Origin of the sequence: Pseudonocardia sp. Ae331_Ps2 (genome assembly GCF_001932405.1) — a bacterium.
Lineage (GTDB): Bacteria > Actinomycetota > Actinomycetes > Mycobacteriales > Pseudonocardiaceae > Pseudonocardia.
In genome coordinates this window covers 2,345,272-2,361,884 of record NZ_MCIM01000001.1, presented here as the reverse complement: position 1 = coordinate 2,361,884, position 16,613 = coordinate 2,345,272, and the positions used below count along the sequence as shown (strand labels likewise).

Sequence of the window (16,613 nt, the reverse complement as noted above, 5' to 3'; positions counted from 1 at the left end):
GCGGTGGTGCTGCTGCTGGTTGGGCTGCTCGGGTTCATGGCTGGGTCCTGTTCTGGGGCTCGTCGGGGACGAGGTGCAGGCCGCTCGCGGCCTGCGGTGGGGTGTCGCGGAGCTGCTGGAGCGCTCGGGCGGCAGTGCCCCGGCCGACCTCGGCCATCTCCTGCAGCTCACGCACCGTGGGCAGGTCGCCGTGGCGCTCGCGGTGGGTCTGGGCGGTGGTGCGGGCGCGCTCCTGCGCGCCCGCACCCGACCCACCCGTCCCACCCGGGCCGGAGCCGTCCGGCCGGACCGCGGGGCGCGGAGCGGGGTGGGACACCGGCCGCGGCGGGCTCGAGATCACCGGCCCGTCCAGCGCGGGCGGGACACCCGACCCGCGTTCCAACCCGCCGGGGTGTCCCACCGGCGTCCGGCCGGGCGCCGGGACAGTGATGCTCGCCCGGACCCGCAGCGCGGGCCCGGCGTCGTGCTCGGCCGTCGGCCGCGGATCCGTCGCGGCGACCGAGGCCGCGGTGCGGGTCTCGGCCAGGAGGTAGAGCAGGTGCGCCACGACCGCAGCAGCGACCGCGGGCCACGCCCCGACCCCGAACCGCAGCCCAGCCGACACCTCCAGCTCCCCACCCGCGGTCACCGCGTCCGAGGCGAGGTAGACCGCCTGCGCCAACCCCGAGAGCCCGGCCGAGACGACCACCACGCTCCACGCGTAGCGGGCCGCGGAACCGGCCAGCCGCGCCGTCGCCGCGTAGGCGACCAACGCCAGGCCGTCGGTGATCAGCGGGTAGATCCACGCCACCCCGACCGGGACCCGGGCGGCCACGGCGACCTCAAACAGGCCGTGCGCGGTCGCGACCGCGGCGCCAAGCGCGACGGCCAGGCCCGGGAGCCACACCGCGGCCCGACCCCACCGCCCCGCACTGCTGCTGGTGGTGGTCATCCGAGCGCACCCCCGATCGGGCCGGCCGCGGCCGGAGCGGGCTCGGGCGGCATCTGCTCCCGGTGCTGCGCCCACCACCCGGTGATCGCGGCCGCGTGCTCCAGGCCCGGGACCGGGACCGGTGCCCCGCCCGGCGCCGACCAGCCGGGGCGGGTCTGGTGGCGCTCGATCGAGCACGACCCCGCGCTCTTGCGGACCCGGGCGACGACGCCGGGGCGCTGGCGGTCGTGCCAGTCCCCCGCCGCACTGACCGAGGCATCCGGGCCCTGGTAGGCGGCGAGCCACGCGTGGGCCAGCCAGAGCAGCTCCTCGACGACGTCGGGGTGCCACAGCCAGCACTCCGGCAGCACCGACGCCCCGTCGGGGTAGCGCAGGAACACCGCCCCCAACCACACGGTCAGCTCGTCGAGCAACCCGCCGACGTCGGCGGTGTCGGTGGGGGCGAGCAGCCACGACGGGGCGGTCGCCCTCTGCCGGCGCCCGACGACCGCGGCCAGGGTGTCCGCCGTGCGCGCGGCCATCTCCTCCAACCGCTCCACCCGCTCCACCACCGGGTCCAAGTCGTCGACCCGGCGGTGCAGCTCGTGGACCTCGCGGGCCAGACCGGCCACCACGACCTCCGACGCCCCAGGGGTGGGGCCGGCCGGGTTCTGCGGGTGCGGGGGCGTGCTCATCGCTCCCGCCCCGCCCTGTCACCGTCGCCGACCGATCGGGCGCGGACGGCGTCCGAGACCTCGTCGAAGTGCGCGGCGAGCGCCTCGGTCTGGGTCTCGCTGACCAGGTCCGCGACCCGCCGCATCTCGGTCTCGGTCAACGGCCGGACCCCACCCTCGGCGGCCTCGTCCGGCGTGAACCACATCCCACCGACGAACCCCCCGGGCCCCTCGTCGAGGATCCGCTCGCGGTCACCCCGCTTGTCGTCGTCGACAGGGTCGGGGCCGTCGTCGGTGCGGGCGGCCGTCTCCATCTCCGCGCGCAGGGCACACATCGACGGGTGGTCGTCGGACAGCATCTGCATCCGCCGCCCGTCCGGGGCGAGCGACCACCCCTCGTCCTGGTTGCGGTCATCCGCAGCGGGCATCGTGTCGTCCTTCTCGTGGTCGTCGCTCCGCTGCTCGCGCGGGTCGCGGTCGGTCTGCTGGTGGTGATCGGCGTCGGTCGTCGACGCGGCGGCCGCGGCTTCGGCGGCCAGGACGCGGGCGTCGTGGGTGGCGGTGGCCTCGCGGTGCGAGCGCTCCCGCCCCTCTCGGGCGACGGTCACGAGCCGCGGCTGCGGGTCACACGCCGTGGTGTCGGTCAGCTCGTCCAGCCCGACCGGGTGGGCGCGGTAGCCCCACATCTCCGCGTCGGAGTGCAGCGCGAACAGCCGGGTCCGGTCGGTGATCGCCGACGTCCCCCGCGCCTCGCGCAGAGCCGCGACCGCGGCAGCGTCGGCACGGGTGCGGGCCTGGGCGACGGTCTCCCCGCCCGTGAAGTCGACCCACCCGAACCGGGCACGGGCGTCGTCGAGATCGAACTCATCCAGCCGCCAGCCCGACGAGGGCCGGCCGTGCACACCGGTGGCATCGCGCAGATAGGAGGCGACGATCTGCTCGGCGTCCGCCCGGCCGCCGGGGAGGTCGTCGGCGAGCCGGTCGACGGCCTGGGCCGGGGTCAGAAGCTCGTAGCGCTCGCTCATCGGGTCCACCGCCCGTCACCCGCAGCGCCGTCGGCGGGGCCAGCCGGACCCGCAGCCCCACCGGGCCCGGCGCCAGGGGACGGCTCGTTCAGCGCGGTCGCCTCAACGGCCTGGTCGTGCTCGCCGCCTCGGCGGATCGTGCGCAGCTCAGCGAACATCCGGTTCGACGACCGGACCCGCTCCGCCGCCTCGCCGTAGCGCTCCGGCCAGCGCGCGGCAAGCGCGGCGAGCGCGTGTTCGAGCTGCTGGTCCGTCCAGGCGCGCAGGACCTCGCTGCGGCGGTGCCAGCGGGTCTCAGCCTCGATCCGCGCCAGCAGCCAGGCCCGACGCCGGACATCGCGGCGGCGCCACGCCATCTGAGCGCGGCCGATCACCGGGGCGATCCCGCGCCGGATCACCACCACCCGGCCAGCCGGGAGGTTCGCGATCTGCGCCGGCGCCAACACCGGCACCTTGCGGACCGACCGGGACGCGACGCGGCCGTGGTCGTCGGTCGTGGTGACCCGCTCGTCGCGCTCACCCGCCAGGGTGGACCAGAACTCCAGGTCCGCCTTGTCACGGGTCCCGCCGAAGATCATCACCGCGGCGGTGTTGTTCAGGATCGTCGCGGCCTTGTGCTCGCCCCACCGTGCGAGGAGCTGGGCGCGGGACTGGAACGCGCACAGGATCGTCACCCCTCGCCCGCCCATGTCCGCGGTCCACGATTCGAGGGGGACCGGGGAGATGAGGGCGGCCTCGTCGAGGAACAGCCCCAGCGGCGGGTCCAGCCGGCCCTTGGGCTGCCCGGCGGCCAGGCGTCGGGCCTCGCGGGCGATGTGCCCGGTCAGCGCGCAGACCAGGGGTGCGGTCTGGGCTTCCTCGGCGCCGAGCAGGAACACCGTGGCGCGGTCGTCGAGGAGGCGGGCGACGTCGAACCCCTCCCCCGGCTCCGCCGCCGCTGCCGCCGCGGGGTGGGTCAGCCAGCCCAGGGCGGGCATCACGCTGGAGGTGATCGAGGAGCGGGTGCGCTCGTTGGTGGTCAGGAACTGCATGACGTCCTGCTCGAACGCGGTCACCCCCGAGCGGCGCAGCAGGGCTGGGACCTCGCGGCCGGCGGTGTCGGGGTCGGCGACCCAGCCCAGGACGTCGGCCATCCGCTTGTGTCCGAGGGCGGCAGCGTGCAGCAGGGCCGCGAGGACGCGGCGGGCCTGCCCGTCCCAGAACTCGCGGTCCCCACCGGACCCGCTGGCGACGGCAGCGAGCATGTCCGTGGCCCGCTCGGTGGCCGTGACGGGGTCGGTGCAGCCGGTCAGCGGGTCGAACGTGATCGTCGACGCGCGGCCGCCGAGGCCGGCGGGGTTGAACACGAGCACCTCGCCCCGGGTCTGGCGGCGTAGCGGCGCGCACAGGTCGAGCAGGTCGGTGCGGGTGGAGGTGACCAGGGCTGCGCCGGGGGCGTCGAGGACGCGGCCGGCGAGCCAGCCGGTCTTGCCGGTGCGGGGGCCGCCGACGACGATCACGACGTCCTCGACCAGCGCCCACACCCGAAGGGCGCCGGTGCGGCACAGCTCGACGGCGGCCTCGCTCGTGGCGAGCCGGAACCGCTGCCAGCGCGGGAGCCCGGCCAGCGAGGGCCGGACGGTGCCGGTGCGACGCCGGACGGCGAGGGTCCCGGCGTGGCGGACGATGTCCAGCGACGAGGCCACCCCGACCTTGCGGCGCGACCGCGCAGCCCAGCGAGACACGGTCGCTGACGAGCGCGACCAGCGGTGCCAGACGATCGCCGCGGCGAGGCCGACCACGGCGATGAGGGCGGGCCACGAGAGGGCGGTGACGATCGTCGCTGCGGGGAGCAGCGCGACCAGGGCGAGGCCGGCGGCCAGGGCGCGGGCGCCGCGGGCCCAGGCGAGCAGGGCGCCCGCGGCGAACGCGGCGAGGACGAGGCTGGTGGAGCTGAACAGAACGCTCATCTCAGTCGTCCCATCCGGTCCGGGCGGACCACGCGGCGATGTCCGCGCAGTGACGCGCGCAGCCGTCGGTGTGCCCGGACTCGACGTCGGTCGGGTGGCTGCCGTAGGGGCCGGTGTCGGTGACCCGGGCGGCGCAGGTGGTGCAGCGCCACGACACCGATTCCCACCGCGGCGCCGCGGCTCCGCCGCGTTCGGCGATGTGCTCGAACGCCAGCACCTCCGGCTCGTCCAAACCGTCGAACCCGAGTACCGACGCGATCTCGGCCCAGGACCGTCCGGCGCCGCGGGCGTCCCGGGCGTACTCCCGGCCCTGCGCAGCGGCGACCCGCCGCACCTGCACCGCCGCCCGCAACCCCGCCAGCGGATCGGCCAGGACCGGGCGGGGCATGCTGCTGTCGCCGATCGGTGCGCGGGTCTCACGGGTGCCGAACCACTCCACGGCCAGGGACCGGATCAGGTCCCGGACCCGCCACACCCGACGCTCAACCTCGGTCGGCTCACTGAACACGCCCATCACCGGCCACCCCCGACCCGCACGCCCACCGCGACGCGGTGGTCACGGCGCAGCTCGGCCGCCCACCGCTCCGCGGTGCGCCGCGTGACCCCGCACTGCGCAGCCACCAGACCTGGCTCGGCGCCGGCCGCCAGCGCGGCCCGACCGGTCTCGCGGTGCCGCGCACCCCGCACCGACACCGGCACCCGAACCCCGACCGGCCGGCCACGCCGGGCCGGGCGGGGATGGCGCAGCGCGGTGCGCTGCGCCTCGGTCAACCCGCCCGCGATGCCGTGCGGCTGCTCCGCGACCGCCCACCTGCGGCACTCGGCGATCACCGGGCACCCCGTGCACACCGCCACCGCCGCCGACTCCGCCTCGATCAGGGCCGCACCGGCGGTCGCGGTCGGGAAGAACAGCTCCGGGTCGACGTCGCGGCACGCCGCGCGGGTCCGCCAGTCCAGCTCGTCGACCCGTCCGGGGCTCGGGTTTACGCTCGTCATCTCGCCTGCCTCCACGTACTGGTTGGTGAGAGCGGCCCGGCGGTCGTGTTCCGCCAAGATCCCGTCGCCGGGCCGCCCCATCTGCTTTCTGTCGTTCACTGCGTGTTCCTCTCCGGCCCGCGTGCGGGCGCCTCGAACAGCCCCGGCAACGCGTCCTCGGCCTGCCGCCGCTCCTCGCGCTCCGCCGCGCTGTCGCGGCCCGCTCGGGCCCCGGGCACGACGTCGACCAGGTGGGCCAGCCGGACCGGCAACGGCCGGTTGTCCAGCAGGCACACCGCGGCCTGACGCGACGGGCACTCCTCCCGACGCGCTACCGGCCAGCCGCACCCCGGGCAGCGCCCCGCCCCGACGACGTAGTGCTCGACCACGACCTGCAGCCGGTCCGTCCGCCCGGTCGGGCGCAGCAACCGCGGGTCCAGGTCCCCGGGCTGCGCGACCCGCTCCGGGACCACCCACTCCCGTGATGGGCGGGCGCTCACGCCAACCACCCGGTGCCCTCGTCCCGCCACACGGCGGCACCGGCGTCGGTGAGCCCATACCGCAGCCCGGCCGCCTCCACCGGCTCCGGGACCCGGCCCATGCCGTCCGGGCAGAGCACCGAGCCGTCGGCGTGGGAGAACTCCGGCGGGCGCCCGGCGCGGGCGGGCCATCCCGACGGCGGGGCGTCGATGACGGGGCCGGCGCAGCCCGGGCACACCAGGTCCGTGACGTCGATCAGGTCGGTCGGGTCGTCGTCCAGGTCCACGACGGGCGGGCCGGGTAGGAAGATCGCGGTCATGCTGGCCTCCGGAAAGAGCGAGGAGGGTCGGCCGGTCCGGCCCCCCCGGTGGCGGCGTCCCGTCCGCCACCGCGCCGTCAGGCGCGCACGGCCTCCGAGGCTCGGACTCAAGGGCCGGCCGAAGGTCGGTCGCGCAGCGACGCGTAGCGCCAGCGGAGCGCCCTTGAATCTGAGTGAGGCCGGGCCAAACTCGGGCCGGACGGCCCTCCGCCCCGCCGCAGGCGGGTCCCTCCGGGTTCTCGGCCCGCCCGGCCGTGAGGGCGAGGTCTCCCGCTCCGGGCTCGGCGGCCGCGCTCACGACCCGGCCCCCGCGGTCTCGGCGCCGTTCAGCGCGGGCGTCGCCGCCCGGTCGAACGCCGAAATGAACGTGCCGATCGCGTCCGGCAGGCCAGCCCCGACCGGCGTGGCGATGAACAGCACCAACGCGATCAGCGAGAACGCGACCGCACCGGCGGCCACCCGCGCCTTCGCGCAGATCACCGCACCGACGACCATGAACAAGATCAGCACCCCGACGCTGCCCATCAGGACGCCCCGCCCACGATCGTGACGTCCGCGGCCGCGGCCCGGGCGAGCGCTGCGACCTGATCGTGCCGCCACTGCTCGGTCCAGGAGCCAAGGTCGATGCAGCGCCCGGTCGTGAGGATGTCGGCCACCAGACGCTCCAGGACCGCTCCGGGAACGACGTAGCGCCCACCGATCTTGAGTCCGGGAAAGGTCCCCCGCCGCAGGTGCCGGTACAGCGTCGACTCGTCGAGCCGGAGCATCGCCGCAGTCTCCGCCGCGGTGTAGAAGGCGGGCCTGCTCACCGTCGCGTCGGCGGCCGGAACCTCCGCCGTCGAGGTCTTCGTCGTATCCACTCGTGCCTCCCCTGTCGTGGCCTGCCAGCCGATCCAGCAGTGCCAGTTTCACGCTCATATTGAGCTCAGATTGATAGTTCGTCAACACGGCTTCGCGCGTGAAGTGCGCGCGGTACCGCGCTCTCGCTACGCTCGCCGCACCTCGACAGGGCGGGAGCGCACGTGAATCAGGACTGGTCCGCGGTGTCGGACGCGATCAAGGTCCGGCTCGACGAGCGAGGCATGACGATGACCGATCTCGCGTCGAAGTCGGGGGTCTCGCTGACGACCGTCCGCGAGCTGGTGCACGTCCTGAACACCCGTCGGCGTCAGCCCAGGACGCTGGTCGCCCTCTCCGTGGCGCTCGGATGGCCTGCCGACCATCTCGGCACCGTGCTGCGCGGCGGTCGCACCGGCGACGATCCGCGGCACGACGACCCCGTGGACGTTCGCGGGGAACTCCGCGACCTCCGACGCCGGGTCGAGGCCCTCGAACGCGCCGTCGACATGAAGTCCTGACCGGTTCATCCCGCTCACCTCCCAGAGCTACCGCGTCGGTTGTCCTGACAGGAACCAGAGTGGATTTCCGGATTCACCCGCGACAGGGCGCAGTGGGGGGCACACTCGGTCAGACGGCGCACTGATCCGGGAGGGGGACCGGCGCGTGGCGAACGAGCGGCTGTCCTCACTGCTGATCGAGGCGGGGTTCCTCGACCGTGCCGGGACGATCGGCCGGAAGCGGTTCGCCCGCGCCGTCAGTGAGTCCCCAGCTGCGCGGACCGCCGGCCGGAGCTACTCCCACACCTACGTGAGCCGGTGGATCGCCGGGACGGTCCCTCGTGACGACGCGACGCGGACGGCGATCGCGCAGGCGGTGGGCGCTGCGCTCGGACGCACGGTCGCGCTCGACGAGCTCGGATTCCGCCGGCCGACGACGGCGGACCCGCAGGCAGGTCTCGCCTACCCCGGTTCGGCGGAGGACGGAGTCGTGGCGACCGCGCAGCTCCTCGACGCCGATCTTGCGAGCGCGCCCGTGGTGCTCGGCGCGCCGACGAACGTCGCGGCCTGGAACGAGGCGTCGGTCTCCTGGCTGGTGGGTTCACAACCACCGGTCGGCGATCGCGCCGAGGGCCCGTCGCGCATCGGGCTGTCCGACGTTCAACGGCTCCGTACGATGCGCGAGACCTTCGACCGTCTGGACAGCACGTTCGGCGGCGCACACGCCCGGAACTCGCTGGTGCAGTACCTCCGCACGGAGCTGCCGCTGCTCCTGCGGGCCGCAGGCACCGCAGACGTGCGGCGCGCCCTGTTCGCAGCCGCCGGAGAATCGACACAACTCGCCGCGTGGATGGCGTACGACGCCGGGCTCCACGGACTCGCGCAACGCTATTTCATCCAGGCACTCGGACTGGCCGACGCCGGAGAGGACTGTCTGCTTGCGGCGAGCATTCTGGACGCGATGAGTCATCAGGCGAGTTTCCTCGGTCGCTATCGCGAGGCCGCGAACATGGCTCGGGCCGCTCGCCTCGGGACCGACTCGATCGGCATTCCGATCCTCACATCGCATTTCCACATCATGGAGGCCCGGGCGCTGGCACGGATCGGTGACGCCGACGCGTGCGACCGCGCGATGGGATCGGCGGTGCACCATTTCGAGCAGCGCCGGGCCGGGGACGAACCCGCCTGGATCAGCTACTTCGACCAGGCCGAGATGGCGGCGGAGCTGGCGCACTGAGGTGTTCTCAGTAGCGGGTTGATCATGTCGTGCGGTCGTACTCGGTGTGGAGTAGTACGAGCGCAGCTGCGGTGATCGCGCCGGTGCGCCAGGGACATAGCGTGACTCGCCGCAACGCGGCGAAGGTGGTCTTGAGCAGGGCGTTTCCGCGTTCGGCCAGAGCACGAAGGGCTGAGTGCAGGGTGTTGACGGTGCGCTGGTTGACCGTCTGCCCGCGGCCGGGGGCGAGTTTGATGGGCACGGTGAGCCGGTCGGCTTCGCCTTCGTAGCCGAGGTCGCCCAGCGCGGCGTGGGTGTCGTCGGTGAACGCGGCCAGGCCCTCGAGCAGCCCGGGGTGGGTACGGGCGCAGCGGGTGTCGTGCTCGCGGCCCGGCCGCACGTCGCTGGTCCATAGCGGCCATCCATCAGGTGCGGTGAGGACCTGGATGTTCCCGCCGTGGCGGCGGTGCTTGCCCGACCACCACAGGTCGACCCCGGGGGTGAGGCCGAGCGCGCGGCACCGGTCGGTGGCGATCAGGGTGCCGTCGAGATTCACGTGGGTGTGCCCGGCTGTGCGGGCGGCGAGCAGGGCTCCGTGCAGGCCGGGTGCGGCCGCGGCGAGGACGTCGATGCCTTCGTGCAGGTAACGGTAGGCCGTTGCAGTGCTGATCGCGTTGTCACCGGCCAAACATCGGACCCGGGTAGCATCACAGAACCAGCGGATCACCAGCACTGCCTGGGCGAACGGGGTCAACGCCCGCCGCCGGGTGCCACGTCGACGGCGTTGAAGGACCAGGAGCCGCGCCAGATAGGCCACGGTGCGCTCCCCGATCGGGAGGACAGCGGTGTAGGTGACAGGATCAGACATGCAGGACCTCGGTGACGGTGTCGATCTGTGCTGGACCGAACCGATCTACCGGGGTCCTGCCCCGTTCCCGCTCATCTCACCACCCTCGGCGTGTCGCCACGACCTGCCACCCCGCTACTGAGAACACCTCAGTGACGCCGCACTGATCGCGAGAGGGATTGCTGGGGTCCCATTCAGCCTGACACTCGGGAGGCCGCGTCTCGTCGCACCAGCTCTCACGTACCGCGCGCTCGACGTCGGCAAGGGTGTAGGTGGGCATGAGGCGAACGTGCCACGAAGCACCGACAACTTGGCCGACAAGCCCCGGACTCCGCCAGACCCGGTACCGCTCGATGACCGGGGGAGAGTGCGGTGGAGCTGGTGAACTCCTCGCGGCGCGCCGAGACGGCAGCCGGTCTGGCAGGGACGAGCCCACGTCGCGAGAAGATCCCAGCGGGACCGGACGTGGAGAGAGCGGTCAGGACGGCAGCAGGACGAGACCGTCGTGTTCGGCGACGTCGGCGAAGTCTCTGGTGTTCAGCGTCGCGAGCGGGACGTCGTTCGCGATGCAGGTGGCGGCGATCCACGAGTCGTCGCCGGGCGTGCGCGTCCGCGGAGCCGCGCGGCAGCGTTGATCCGCTCCCGGACCGGGAGACCGTCTCGTCGGAGTCCAAGACGACGACGTGGGCGAGCCAGTCGTCGAGCTGGTCGCGGGTCAACCCGCGTCCCTCACGACGGCACCTGGTCTTGTTCCACGCGGAGGATGGGCAGGGACACCGGAACGTCGTCACGCAGGCCAGTCGAGCTGTGCGTCCGGTACCCCATGCTGTCGTCCATAGTTCTCCGCGGCGCGACGGCCCTCAGCGTCGCCCCGCCGGTACCGAAACACCAGGTGGGGAAAGATGATGAGGGTCTCGTCGGTCGTCCTCATGTCGACATACCAACCGGGCTCGTCGAGGACGCGGGAAAGCTGGTTCGACAGTTCGGTGACCATGCTGTCGTCGGCCTCGAACGTGAGCAGGGTCCAGATTCGCGCTTGGGCCGCGATCGCCGAACGGGCCTCGAACCGCTGGATACGTGAGACACGGAGAGCGAGCTCTCCCAAGTCCGTCCCCAGCCGCAGACTCTCGGCGATCAGCGTGCCAGTCGCCATGTCGGTTCCCTCCTTCCCCGCACCGTCGTGCAGGCGATCTTCGGGGCGTGCCTGACAGTAGGCAAGGGGCAGCCGACATGGGGCCGGAGTTCGAACAGGCGCGGCAGTGGGTGCCCTCTGGAAGATCGCTGTCGCGGCCACCGTGGAGGAGTCGGCAGCTGGGGTGTGGTGCCGCGATCGGCGAGGTGCGACCGCAGCAGGACCGTAGGCGGTGGGGACCGTGGCCGGCCCCCGGGGGGAGAAGTGCTCAGTGAGGTGTTCTCAGTAGCGGGGTGGCAGGTCGTGGCGACACGCCGAGGGTGGTGAGATGAGCGGGAACGGGGCAGGACCCCGGTAGATCGGTTCGGTCCAGCACAGATCGACACCGTCACCGAGGTCCTGCATGTCTGATCCTGTCACCTACACCGCTGTCCTCCCGATCGGGGAGCGCACCGTGGCCTATCTGGCGCGGCTCCTGGTCCTTCAACGCCGTCGACGTGGCACCCGGCGGCGGGCGTTGACCCCGTTCGCCCAGGCAGTGCTGGTGATCCGCTGGTTCTGTGATGCTACCCGGGTCCGATGTTTGGCCGGTGACAACGCGATCAGCACTGCAACGGCCTACCGTTACCTGCACGAAGGCATCGACGTCCTCGCCGCGGCCGCACCCGGCCTGCACGGAGCCCTGCTCGCCGCCCGCACAGCCGGGCACACCCACGTGAATCTCGACGGCACCCTGATCGCCACCGACCGGTGCCGCGCGCTCGGCCTCACCCCCGGGGTCGACCTGTGGTGGTCGGGCAAGCACCGCCGCCACGGCGGGAACATCCAGGTCCTCACCGCACCTGATGGATGGCCGCTATGGACCAGCGACGTGCGGCCGGGCCGCGAGCACGACACCCGCTGCGCCCGTACCCACCCCGGGCTGCTCGAGGGCCTGGCCGCGTTCACCGACGACACCCACGCCGCGCTGGGCGACCTCGGCTACGAAGGCGAAGCCGACCGGCTCACCGTGCCCATCAAACTCGCCCCCGGCCGCGGGCAGACGGTCAACCAGCGCACCGTCAACACCCTGCACTCAGCCCTTCGTGCTCTGGCCGAACGCGGAAACGCCCTGCTCAAGACCACCTTCGCCGCGTTGCGGCGAGTCACGCTATGTCCCTGGCGCACCGGCGCGATCACCGCAGCTGCGCTCGTACTACTCCACACCGAGTACGACCGCACGACATGATCAACCCGCTACTGAGAACACCTCAATCAGATCCCACTCGCGCGGTCCGGTGGCGAAACTGTCGAGGTCGATCAGCACCGGATGTCCGGCGGTGTCGACGAGCACGTTGCCCACATTCGCGTCCCCGTGAATGGCCCCGTACGGCAGTTCGAACGGCAACCGTGGGAATGCCTCGCGCGCCCACTCGATCCGTTCTTGGAGGAAGCAGGCGTCGTCCGGCGCGAGCCCCGGGAAGTCGGGCAGGTCGGCCCCGGCCGGCCCGAACGGTTCGATCTCCGGGAGGTCGAGGCCGTCGGGCGTCGGGAGCTGATGGAGTCGGCGGATGACGGCGGCGACGTCACCGATCGGCGCGTACGTCGTTCCCGGGGCGACGGATTCCCAGAAGGTGACGGCGCAGCTGCCGAACTCGACCGGTTGCTCGACGTCGACCGCGCGGGTCACCGGGAACCGTTCCGCCGCCAGCCAGCGGGCGACCCGGATCTGCTTCTCCGCGGTGGCGAGCGGTGCCGAGGGCGACGCGACCCGCGCGATGAGGTCACCGGCGATCCGGAACACGGCGTTGGAGCCGATCCTGATCAGCTCGACAGGGCCACGCGGCAGGTCCGCCCGGTCGACTGCCTCGGCCAGAACGCGGCGGGCAAGCGGTTCGGTGAACGACGACGGGGCGCCCGTCGCGAGGTCTGCCATGCCGTCGTCTCCGCTTCGGCCGGACCGGATCGGTTCAGCCCAAGCCTACGCAGGCTCGGCGACATCGCCAGCGTTGCGCTGTGGCCTGCGGACCACCGGCATCCGGCCGCCGATCACGCCGGCCGCCCCCTCATCCGCGGCCGTGACCCATGCCGCGTAGTGCCGCAGGGTGGTGGTGCCGTCGCCGTGGCCGAGCCGTCCGGCGACGGTGCGGAGATCGACGCCCGCGGTCAGGAGTTCGGTCGCCGAGTAGTGGCGAAGCTCCTTCAAGCCGGTGTCGATGTCGAGCTTGGCGACCAGCCGGGCGTACCGCCGGGTGAGCGACGACGGGTCACGAGGGCGGCTCATGTCCGGCGTCGCCGAGAACAGCCACGTCCGGTCGGTCACGGTCAGCCCGAGCAGGGCGAGCCGTTCCACGCAGTCCGCGCGGTGCTGGCGGAGCAGCTCGACCGTGGGCGGGTCGATCGAGACCCGGCGCATCTGGTGGGTCTTCGTGTCCTTGACGACCATCCCGCCGGGGACCCGGACGTAGTTCTCGTCCAGGCGGACGACGCCCGCGGTCAGGTCGATGTCCTCCCACTGGAGTGCGACGACCTCGCCCCGGCGGGCTCCGAGCACCGCGGACAGCCAGACGTAGAGACCCCACTCAGCAGCCGCGTCCCAGGCCGCCTCGACGATGCGGGCCATCTGCGCGCTCGTCGGCGGGCGCGGCTGCGGCCTCGCCTTCGACGGTGGCCGGACCGACGGCATGGGGTTGAACGCGATCCAGCCCCAACGCACCGCGGCGCTGCACGCCCCGGAGAGGATCGCGTGGATCGACCGCACACTCGACGCCGCGTAGGGCTTGCACACGTGCCGCTTGCAGCCCGCGACCACGCAGTCGTGCGGACCCTCGGCCGCGTGCTTCTCGACGAACAGCCGGCCGCTGCACAGTGCGCGGCACCTCCGCAGGCGGCTGTAGAGCGTCTCCAGGCGCTGCGATGCCTCCCGGACGAACAGCACCAGCGGGACGTCACCGAGGTTCGGGAGGATGTACATCCGGATCTGGGACTCGTAGGTCATCCGGGTGGTGGCGTCGATCTCGTGCTGCTGCATCCAGCGTTCGAGCAGGGCCCCGACGGTGGCCTTGGTGCGCGCGACCTTCAGTTCGTCCGCGTCTGCGAGGAGCCGGGTCCGGATCTTCTCGGCCTCGCGGTAGGCGGCCTTCTCGGCGCGGTCGCCGTCTCCCTCGATGTCGACGCTCTCGCACAACACGATCCGCTCGCCGGTCGAGGAATCTTCACCAGCCGACACACGGACCTCGTAGCACCGAGCCCGGCGGCGGATGCTGCCGCGCTGGCGCTTGACGGGGGCGTCGGATCGGCTGGCCACGTGGCGGAAGCTAGCAAGGTTCGTGGACCGGTTCGTGGACCGCGATCAACTTCCACCGACGAAAAAAGATCCGGCCCTGACCGTTGTCGCTGGTCAGAGCCGGATCTCGTGTGGTGCGCCCGAAGGGATTCGAACCCCTAACCTTCTGATCCGTAGTCAGATGCTCTATCCGTTGAGCTACGGGCGCGTTGCTGTTTCCAGCGTAGCAATCTTCAGTTGTCGGCCGGCGACCGGTGTATCGACCGCCGTGCCGGTGCGGAGGCTCCGGGATTTGAACCCGGGATGGGGGGTTACCCCAAACCGCATTAGCAGTGCGGCGCCATAGACCAGACTAGGCGAAGCCTCCCCGGTGCCTGACGGCCACCAGCGAGGACAACACTACACGCGCGTTCCGGTCTTCCCGAACCGGGGTCCCCCTGACCGAGGGACCCCGGTCCGGCGCAGGTCAGGCTCCCGCGAGGGCCACGAACGGGGTCAGCGCGTCCGGGTTCTGCAGCGCGCCGGCCGACACCGCCTTCTCCGGTGCGGTCCCGGAGAGGATCTTCTTCACCGGCACCTCGCACTTCTTGCCGTTCAGGGTGCGCGGCACCGCGTCGACGACGACGAACCGGTCCGGCACGTGCCGCGGCGAGAGCTCCTTGCGCAGCAGGGTGCGCAGGGTGGGCTCGACGTCGTCGAGGGTGGTGCCGTCGTCGAGCACCAGGAAGCAGAGCAGGGTGCCCTCCTCGCGGGCGCCGAGCGCGGTGGTGTCGATCACCAGCGAGTCGGCGACGCCCTCCACGTTCTCGACGACGGCGTAGAAGTCCGCGGTGCCCATCCGGACCCCGCCGCGGTTGAGGGTGGAGTCCGAGCGGCCGTAGATGACGTAGGAGCCGCGCGGGGTGCGGCGGACCCAGTCGCCGTGGCGCCAGTTGCCGGGGAAGTCCTCGTAGTAGGACTCGCGCAGCCGGGTGCCGTCCGGGTCGTTCCAGAACATGACCGGCATCGACGGGGTCGGCGTGGTGATGACCAGCTCGCCGACGTCGTCGAGCAGGTCGGTGCCGTCCTCGGCCCAGGAGCGGACGTCGGCGCCGAGCGCCGCGCAGGACAGCTCCCCCAGCCAGACCGGCACGGTCGGGGCGCTGGTGAGGAACGCGGCGCACACGTCGGTGCCGCCGGAGACCGAGCAGATCTGGATGTGTGACCCGGCTGCCTCGCCGATCCAGCGGAAGCCGTCGACCGACAGCGGTGCGCCGGTGGAGCCGAGCGCGCGCATCGCGGAGAGGTCGTGGTCCTCGCCGGGACGCAGGCCGGCCTTCATGCAGGACTGCACGTACGGGGCGGAGACGCCGAACAGCGCCACCCGGTGCTTCGCGGCGAGCGCCCACAGCGCGCCGAGGTCGGGGTGGCCGGGGCTGCCGTCGAACATCACGATCGTCGCGCCCACGAGCAGGCCGCCGACCAGGAAGTTCCACATCATCCAGCCGGTGGTGGTGAACCAGAAGAACCGCTCCCCCGGCTCGAGCCCGTGCTGCAGGCGCATCGCCTTGAGGTGCTCGACGACGATCCCGCCGTGGCCGTGCACGATGCCCTTCGGCAGGCCCGTGGTACCGGAGGAGTAGAGCACCCAGAGCGGGTGGTCGAACGCGACGGGGGTGAACTCCAGCGGGCCGGTCTCGGCGGTGAACTCGGCCCAGGTCGTCGTGCCGTCGAGGGCGGCGTCGGGGTCGAGGTAGGGCACGAGGACGGTCGCGCGCAGTGTGGGCAGCCTGGCCTGCAGGTCGGCGACCTTGTCCCGGACGTCGAAGCCCTTGCCGTTGTAGCGGTATCCGTCGACGGCGACGAGCACGGCGGGCTCGATCTGGGCGAAGCGGTCGTGCACCGCGCGGGCGCCGAAGTCCGGCGAGCACGACGACCAGATCGCCCCGAGGCTCGCCGCGGCAAGGAAGGCGACAAGGGTCTCGACGCTGTTCGGGGCGAGCGCGACGACCCGGTCGCCCGCGCCCACCCCGGCCCGGACGAGCCCCGCGCGGGCGCGGGCGACCTGGTCGCGCAGCTCGGCGTGGGTGACGGTGCGCTCCAGGCCGTCCTCTCGCACGAACTCGACGGCGACGTCGTCGTCGGCGCGGCCCGGGCCGGGGGTCAGGGCGTGCTCGGCGTAGTTCAGCGTCGCGCCGGGGAACCACTGCGCGCCGGGCATGTCCCGCGAGCCGAGCGTCGCCGTCGGGCGGTCGTGGAACAGCACGCCGCAGTACTCGGCGACGGCCGACCAGAAGCCCTCCAGGTCGGTCACCGACCAGGCGTGCAGCTGCGCGTAGTCGGTGACGTCGGTCAGCGGGGCGCCCCGCTCGTCGCGCGCCCAGGTGGCGAAGCGGACGATCTCGGTGTCGCCGGTCCGCGTCGGGTCCGGGCTCCACAGGAGCTCGGGGACCTCCGGGTCGGTGACGGTCTGCGGTGACGGCACGGGCGACATGACCCGAGCAT

General features: G+C 72.7%; 18 protein-coding genes and 2 tRNA genes. 3 read left to right on the top strand and 17 right to left on the bottom strand.

The window, feature by feature from the left end:
- Window positions 1–34: 34 nt before the first annotated feature.
- The 10 genes from Ae331Ps2_RS11305 to Ae331Ps2_RS11260 all read right to left on the bottom strand — a co-directional run bounded on the left by Ae331Ps2_RS11305 (window position 35) and on the right by Ae331Ps2_RS11260 (window position 7,192).
- On the bottom strand, window positions 35–931 hold the full coding sequence (locus Ae331Ps2_RS11305; protein ID WP_075309026.1) for a hypothetical protein: 897 nt from the start codon (window positions 929–931) through the stop codon (window positions 35–37).
- Window positions 928–1,605 (bottom strand): hypothetical protein, encoded by a 678-nt coding sequence (locus tag Ae331Ps2_RS11300; RefSeq protein ID WP_075309028.1) that lies wholly within the window; start codon window positions 1,603–1,605, stop codon window positions 928–930. The genes Ae331Ps2_RS11305 and Ae331Ps2_RS11300 overlap by 4 nt, the downstream gene beginning before the upstream one ends.
- Window positions 1,602–2,609 carry a hypothetical protein gene (locus tag Ae331Ps2_RS11295; protein WP_139318867.1) on the bottom strand — a complete coding sequence of 336 codons (1,008 nt, stop codon included), beginning with the start codon at window positions 2,607–2,609 and terminating at the stop codon, window positions 1,602–1,604. The genes Ae331Ps2_RS11300 and Ae331Ps2_RS11295 overlap by 4 nt, the downstream gene beginning before the upstream one ends.
- Complete coding sequence (locus Ae331Ps2_RS11290; RefSeq protein ID WP_075309032.1) at window positions 2,606–4,558, bottom strand: type IV secretory system conjugative DNA transfer family protein; 1,953 nt, start codon at window positions 4,556–4,558, stop codon at window positions 2,606–2,608. The genes Ae331Ps2_RS11295 and Ae331Ps2_RS11290 overlap by 4 nt, the downstream gene beginning before the upstream one ends.
- A 1-nt stretch (window position 4,559) precedes the next feature.
- Window positions 4,560–5,072, bottom strand: coding sequence for a hypothetical protein (locus Ae331Ps2_RS11285; RefSeq protein WP_075309034.1), 513 nt, complete (start codon window positions 5,070–5,072; stop codon window positions 4,560–4,562).
- Entirely contained in the window at window positions 5,072–5,554 is a 483-nt protein-coding gene (locus tag Ae331Ps2_RS34210) for a WhiB family transcriptional regulator (protein WP_371336351.1), read from the bottom strand. Before Ae331Ps2_RS34210 ends, Ae331Ps2_RS11285 begins: the two co-directional genes overlap by 1 nt.
- 95 nt (window positions 5,555–5,649) lie before the next feature.
- The gene (locus tag Ae331Ps2_RS11275) at window positions 5,650–6,033 is read right to left on the bottom strand and encodes a hypothetical protein (protein WP_139318868.1); all 384 of its coding nucleotides are present in this window, start codon (window positions 6,031–6,033) and stop codon (window positions 5,650–5,652) included.
- The gene (locus tag Ae331Ps2_RS11270) at window positions 6,030–6,332 is read right to left on the bottom strand and encodes a hypothetical protein (protein ID WP_075309040.1); all 303 of its coding nucleotides are present in this window, start codon (window positions 6,330–6,332) and stop codon (window positions 6,030–6,032) included. Before Ae331Ps2_RS11270 ends, Ae331Ps2_RS11275 begins: the two co-directional genes overlap by 4 nt.
- A 294-nt stretch (window positions 6,333–6,626) precedes the next feature.
- A complete protein-coding gene (locus Ae331Ps2_RS11265; protein WP_060713739.1) occupies window positions 6,627–6,857 on the bottom strand; it encodes a hypothetical protein in 231 nt (76 codons plus the stop codon).
- The gene (locus Ae331Ps2_RS11260) at window positions 6,857–7,192 is read right to left on the bottom strand and encodes a helix-turn-helix domain-containing protein (RefSeq protein WP_060713740.1); all 336 of its coding nucleotides are present in this window, start codon (window positions 7,190–7,192) and stop codon (window positions 6,857–6,859) included. The genes Ae331Ps2_RS11265 and Ae331Ps2_RS11260 overlap by 1 nt, the downstream gene beginning before the upstream one ends.
- A gap of 162 nt (window positions 7,193–7,354) precedes the next feature.
- Between Ae331Ps2_RS11260 and Ae331Ps2_RS11255 the strand changes: the two genes are divergently transcribed.
- Window positions 7,355–7,690 (top strand): helix-turn-helix domain-containing protein, encoded by a 336-nt coding sequence (locus tag Ae331Ps2_RS11255; RefSeq protein WP_075309042.1) that lies wholly within the window; start codon window positions 7,355–7,357, stop codon window positions 7,688–7,690.
- Between the two features lie 145 nt (window positions 7,691–7,835).
- Entirely contained in the window at window positions 7,836–8,906 is a 1,071-nt protein-coding gene (locus Ae331Ps2_RS11250) for a hypothetical protein (protein WP_075309044.1), read from the top strand.
- A 22-nt stretch (window positions 8,907–8,928) separates the two neighbouring features.
- Here Ae331Ps2_RS11250 and Ae331Ps2_RS11245 read toward each other — a convergent pair whose 3' ends face one another.
- Window positions 8,929–9,753, bottom strand: coding sequence for a transposase family protein (locus tag Ae331Ps2_RS11245; protein WP_075313133.1), 825 nt, complete (start codon window positions 9,751–9,753; stop codon window positions 8,929–8,931).
- Window positions 9,754–10,519: 766 nt separating this feature from the next.
- Entirely contained in the window at window positions 10,520–10,885 is a 366-nt protein-coding gene (locus Ae331Ps2_RS11240) for a hypothetical protein (protein ID WP_075309046.1), read from the bottom strand.
- 382 nt (window positions 10,886–11,267) lie between these two features.
- On the opposite strand from Ae331Ps2_RS11240, the gene Ae331Ps2_RS11235 reads away from it, so the two are divergent.
- Window positions 11,268–12,092 carry a transposase family protein gene (locus Ae331Ps2_RS11235; RefSeq protein WP_075313133.1) on the top strand — a complete coding sequence of 275 codons (825 nt, stop codon included), beginning with the start codon at window positions 11,268–11,270 and terminating at the stop codon, window positions 12,090–12,092.
- On the opposite strand, the gene Ae331Ps2_RS11230 is transcribed toward Ae331Ps2_RS11235, so the two are convergent.
- From Ae331Ps2_RS11230 to Ae331Ps2_RS11210, 5 genes are all read right to left on the bottom strand, one after another.
- Window positions 12,093–12,779, bottom strand: coding sequence for an aminoglycoside phosphotransferase family protein (locus Ae331Ps2_RS11230; RefSeq protein WP_075309048.1), 687 nt, complete (start codon window positions 12,777–12,779; stop codon window positions 12,093–12,095).
- 45 nt (window positions 12,780–12,824) lie between these two features.
- Window positions 12,825–14,033: a tyrosine recombinase XerC gene (gene xerC, locus Ae331Ps2_RS11225; RefSeq protein WP_083748381.1), complete on the bottom strand. Its 1,209-nt coding sequence runs from the start codon at window positions 14,031–14,033 to the stop codon at window positions 12,825–12,827.
- Between the two features lie 228 nt (window positions 14,034–14,261).
- Window positions 14,262–14,337, bottom strand: a tRNA-Arg gene (locus Ae331Ps2_RS11220).
- 69 nt (window positions 14,338–14,406) lie between these two features.
- A tRNA-Ser gene (locus Ae331Ps2_RS11215) sits at window positions 14,407–14,496 on the bottom strand.
- A gap of 99 nt (window positions 14,497–14,595) precedes the next feature.
- Window positions 14,596–16,602, bottom strand: a complete 2,007-nt coding sequence (locus Ae331Ps2_RS11210; protein WP_075309052.1) for an acetoacetate--CoA ligase — start codon at window positions 16,600–16,602, stop codon at window positions 14,596–14,598.
- Window positions 16,603–16,613 lie beyond the last annotated feature (11 nt).

Coding starts and splice junctions, on each gene's coding strand:
- Ae331Ps2_RS11285 (WP_075309034.1), bottom strand. CDS start 5,072: ATGGGCGTGTTCAGTGAGCCGACCGAGGTTGAGCGTCGGGTGTGGCGG.
- Ae331Ps2_RS11300 (WP_075309028.1), bottom strand. CDS start 1,605: ATGAGCACGCCCCCGCACCCGCAGAACCCGGCCGGCCCCACCCCTGGG.
- Ae331Ps2_RS11305 (WP_075309026.1), bottom strand. CDS start 931: ATGACCACCACCAGCAGCAGTGCGGGGCGGTGGGGTCGGGCCGCGGTG.
- Ae331Ps2_RS11295 (WP_139318867.1), bottom strand. CDS start 2,609: ATGAGCGAGCGCTACGAGCTTCTGACCCCGGCCCAGGCCGTCGACCGG.
- Ae331Ps2_RS11265 (WP_060713739.1), bottom strand. CDS start 6,857: ATGGGCAGCGTCGGGGTGCTGATCTTGTTCATGGTCGTCGGTGCGGTG.
- Ae331Ps2_RS11270 (WP_075309040.1), bottom strand. CDS start 6,332: ATGACCGCGATCTTCCTACCCGGCCCGCCCGTCGTGGACCTGGACGAC.
- Ae331Ps2_RS11290 (WP_075309032.1), bottom strand. CDS start 4,558: ATGAGCGTTCTGTTCAGCTCCACCAGCCTCGTCCTCGCCGCGTTCGCC.
- Ae331Ps2_RS11245 (WP_075313133.1), bottom strand. CDS start 9,753: ATGTCTGATCCTGTCACCTACACCGCTGTCCTCCCGATCGGGGAGCGC.
- Ae331Ps2_RS11235 (WP_075313133.1), top strand. CDS start 11,268: ATGTCTGATCCTGTCACCTACACCGCTGTCCTCCCGATCGGGGAGCGC.
- Ae331Ps2_RS34210 (WP_371336351.1), bottom strand. CDS start 5,554: ATGACGAGCGTAAACCCGAGCCCCGGACGGGTCGACGAGCTGGACTGG.
- Ae331Ps2_RS11210 (WP_075309052.1), bottom strand. CDS start 16,602: ATGTCGCCCGTGCCGTCACCGCAGACCGTCACCGACCCGGAGGTCCCC.
- Ae331Ps2_RS11230 (WP_075309048.1), bottom strand. CDS start 12,779: ATGGCAGACCTCGCGACGGGCGCCCCGTCGTCGTTCACCGAACCGCTT.
- Ae331Ps2_RS11240 (WP_075309046.1), bottom strand. CDS start 10,885: ATGGCGACTGGCACGCTGATCGCCGAGAGTCTGCGGCTGGGGACGGAC.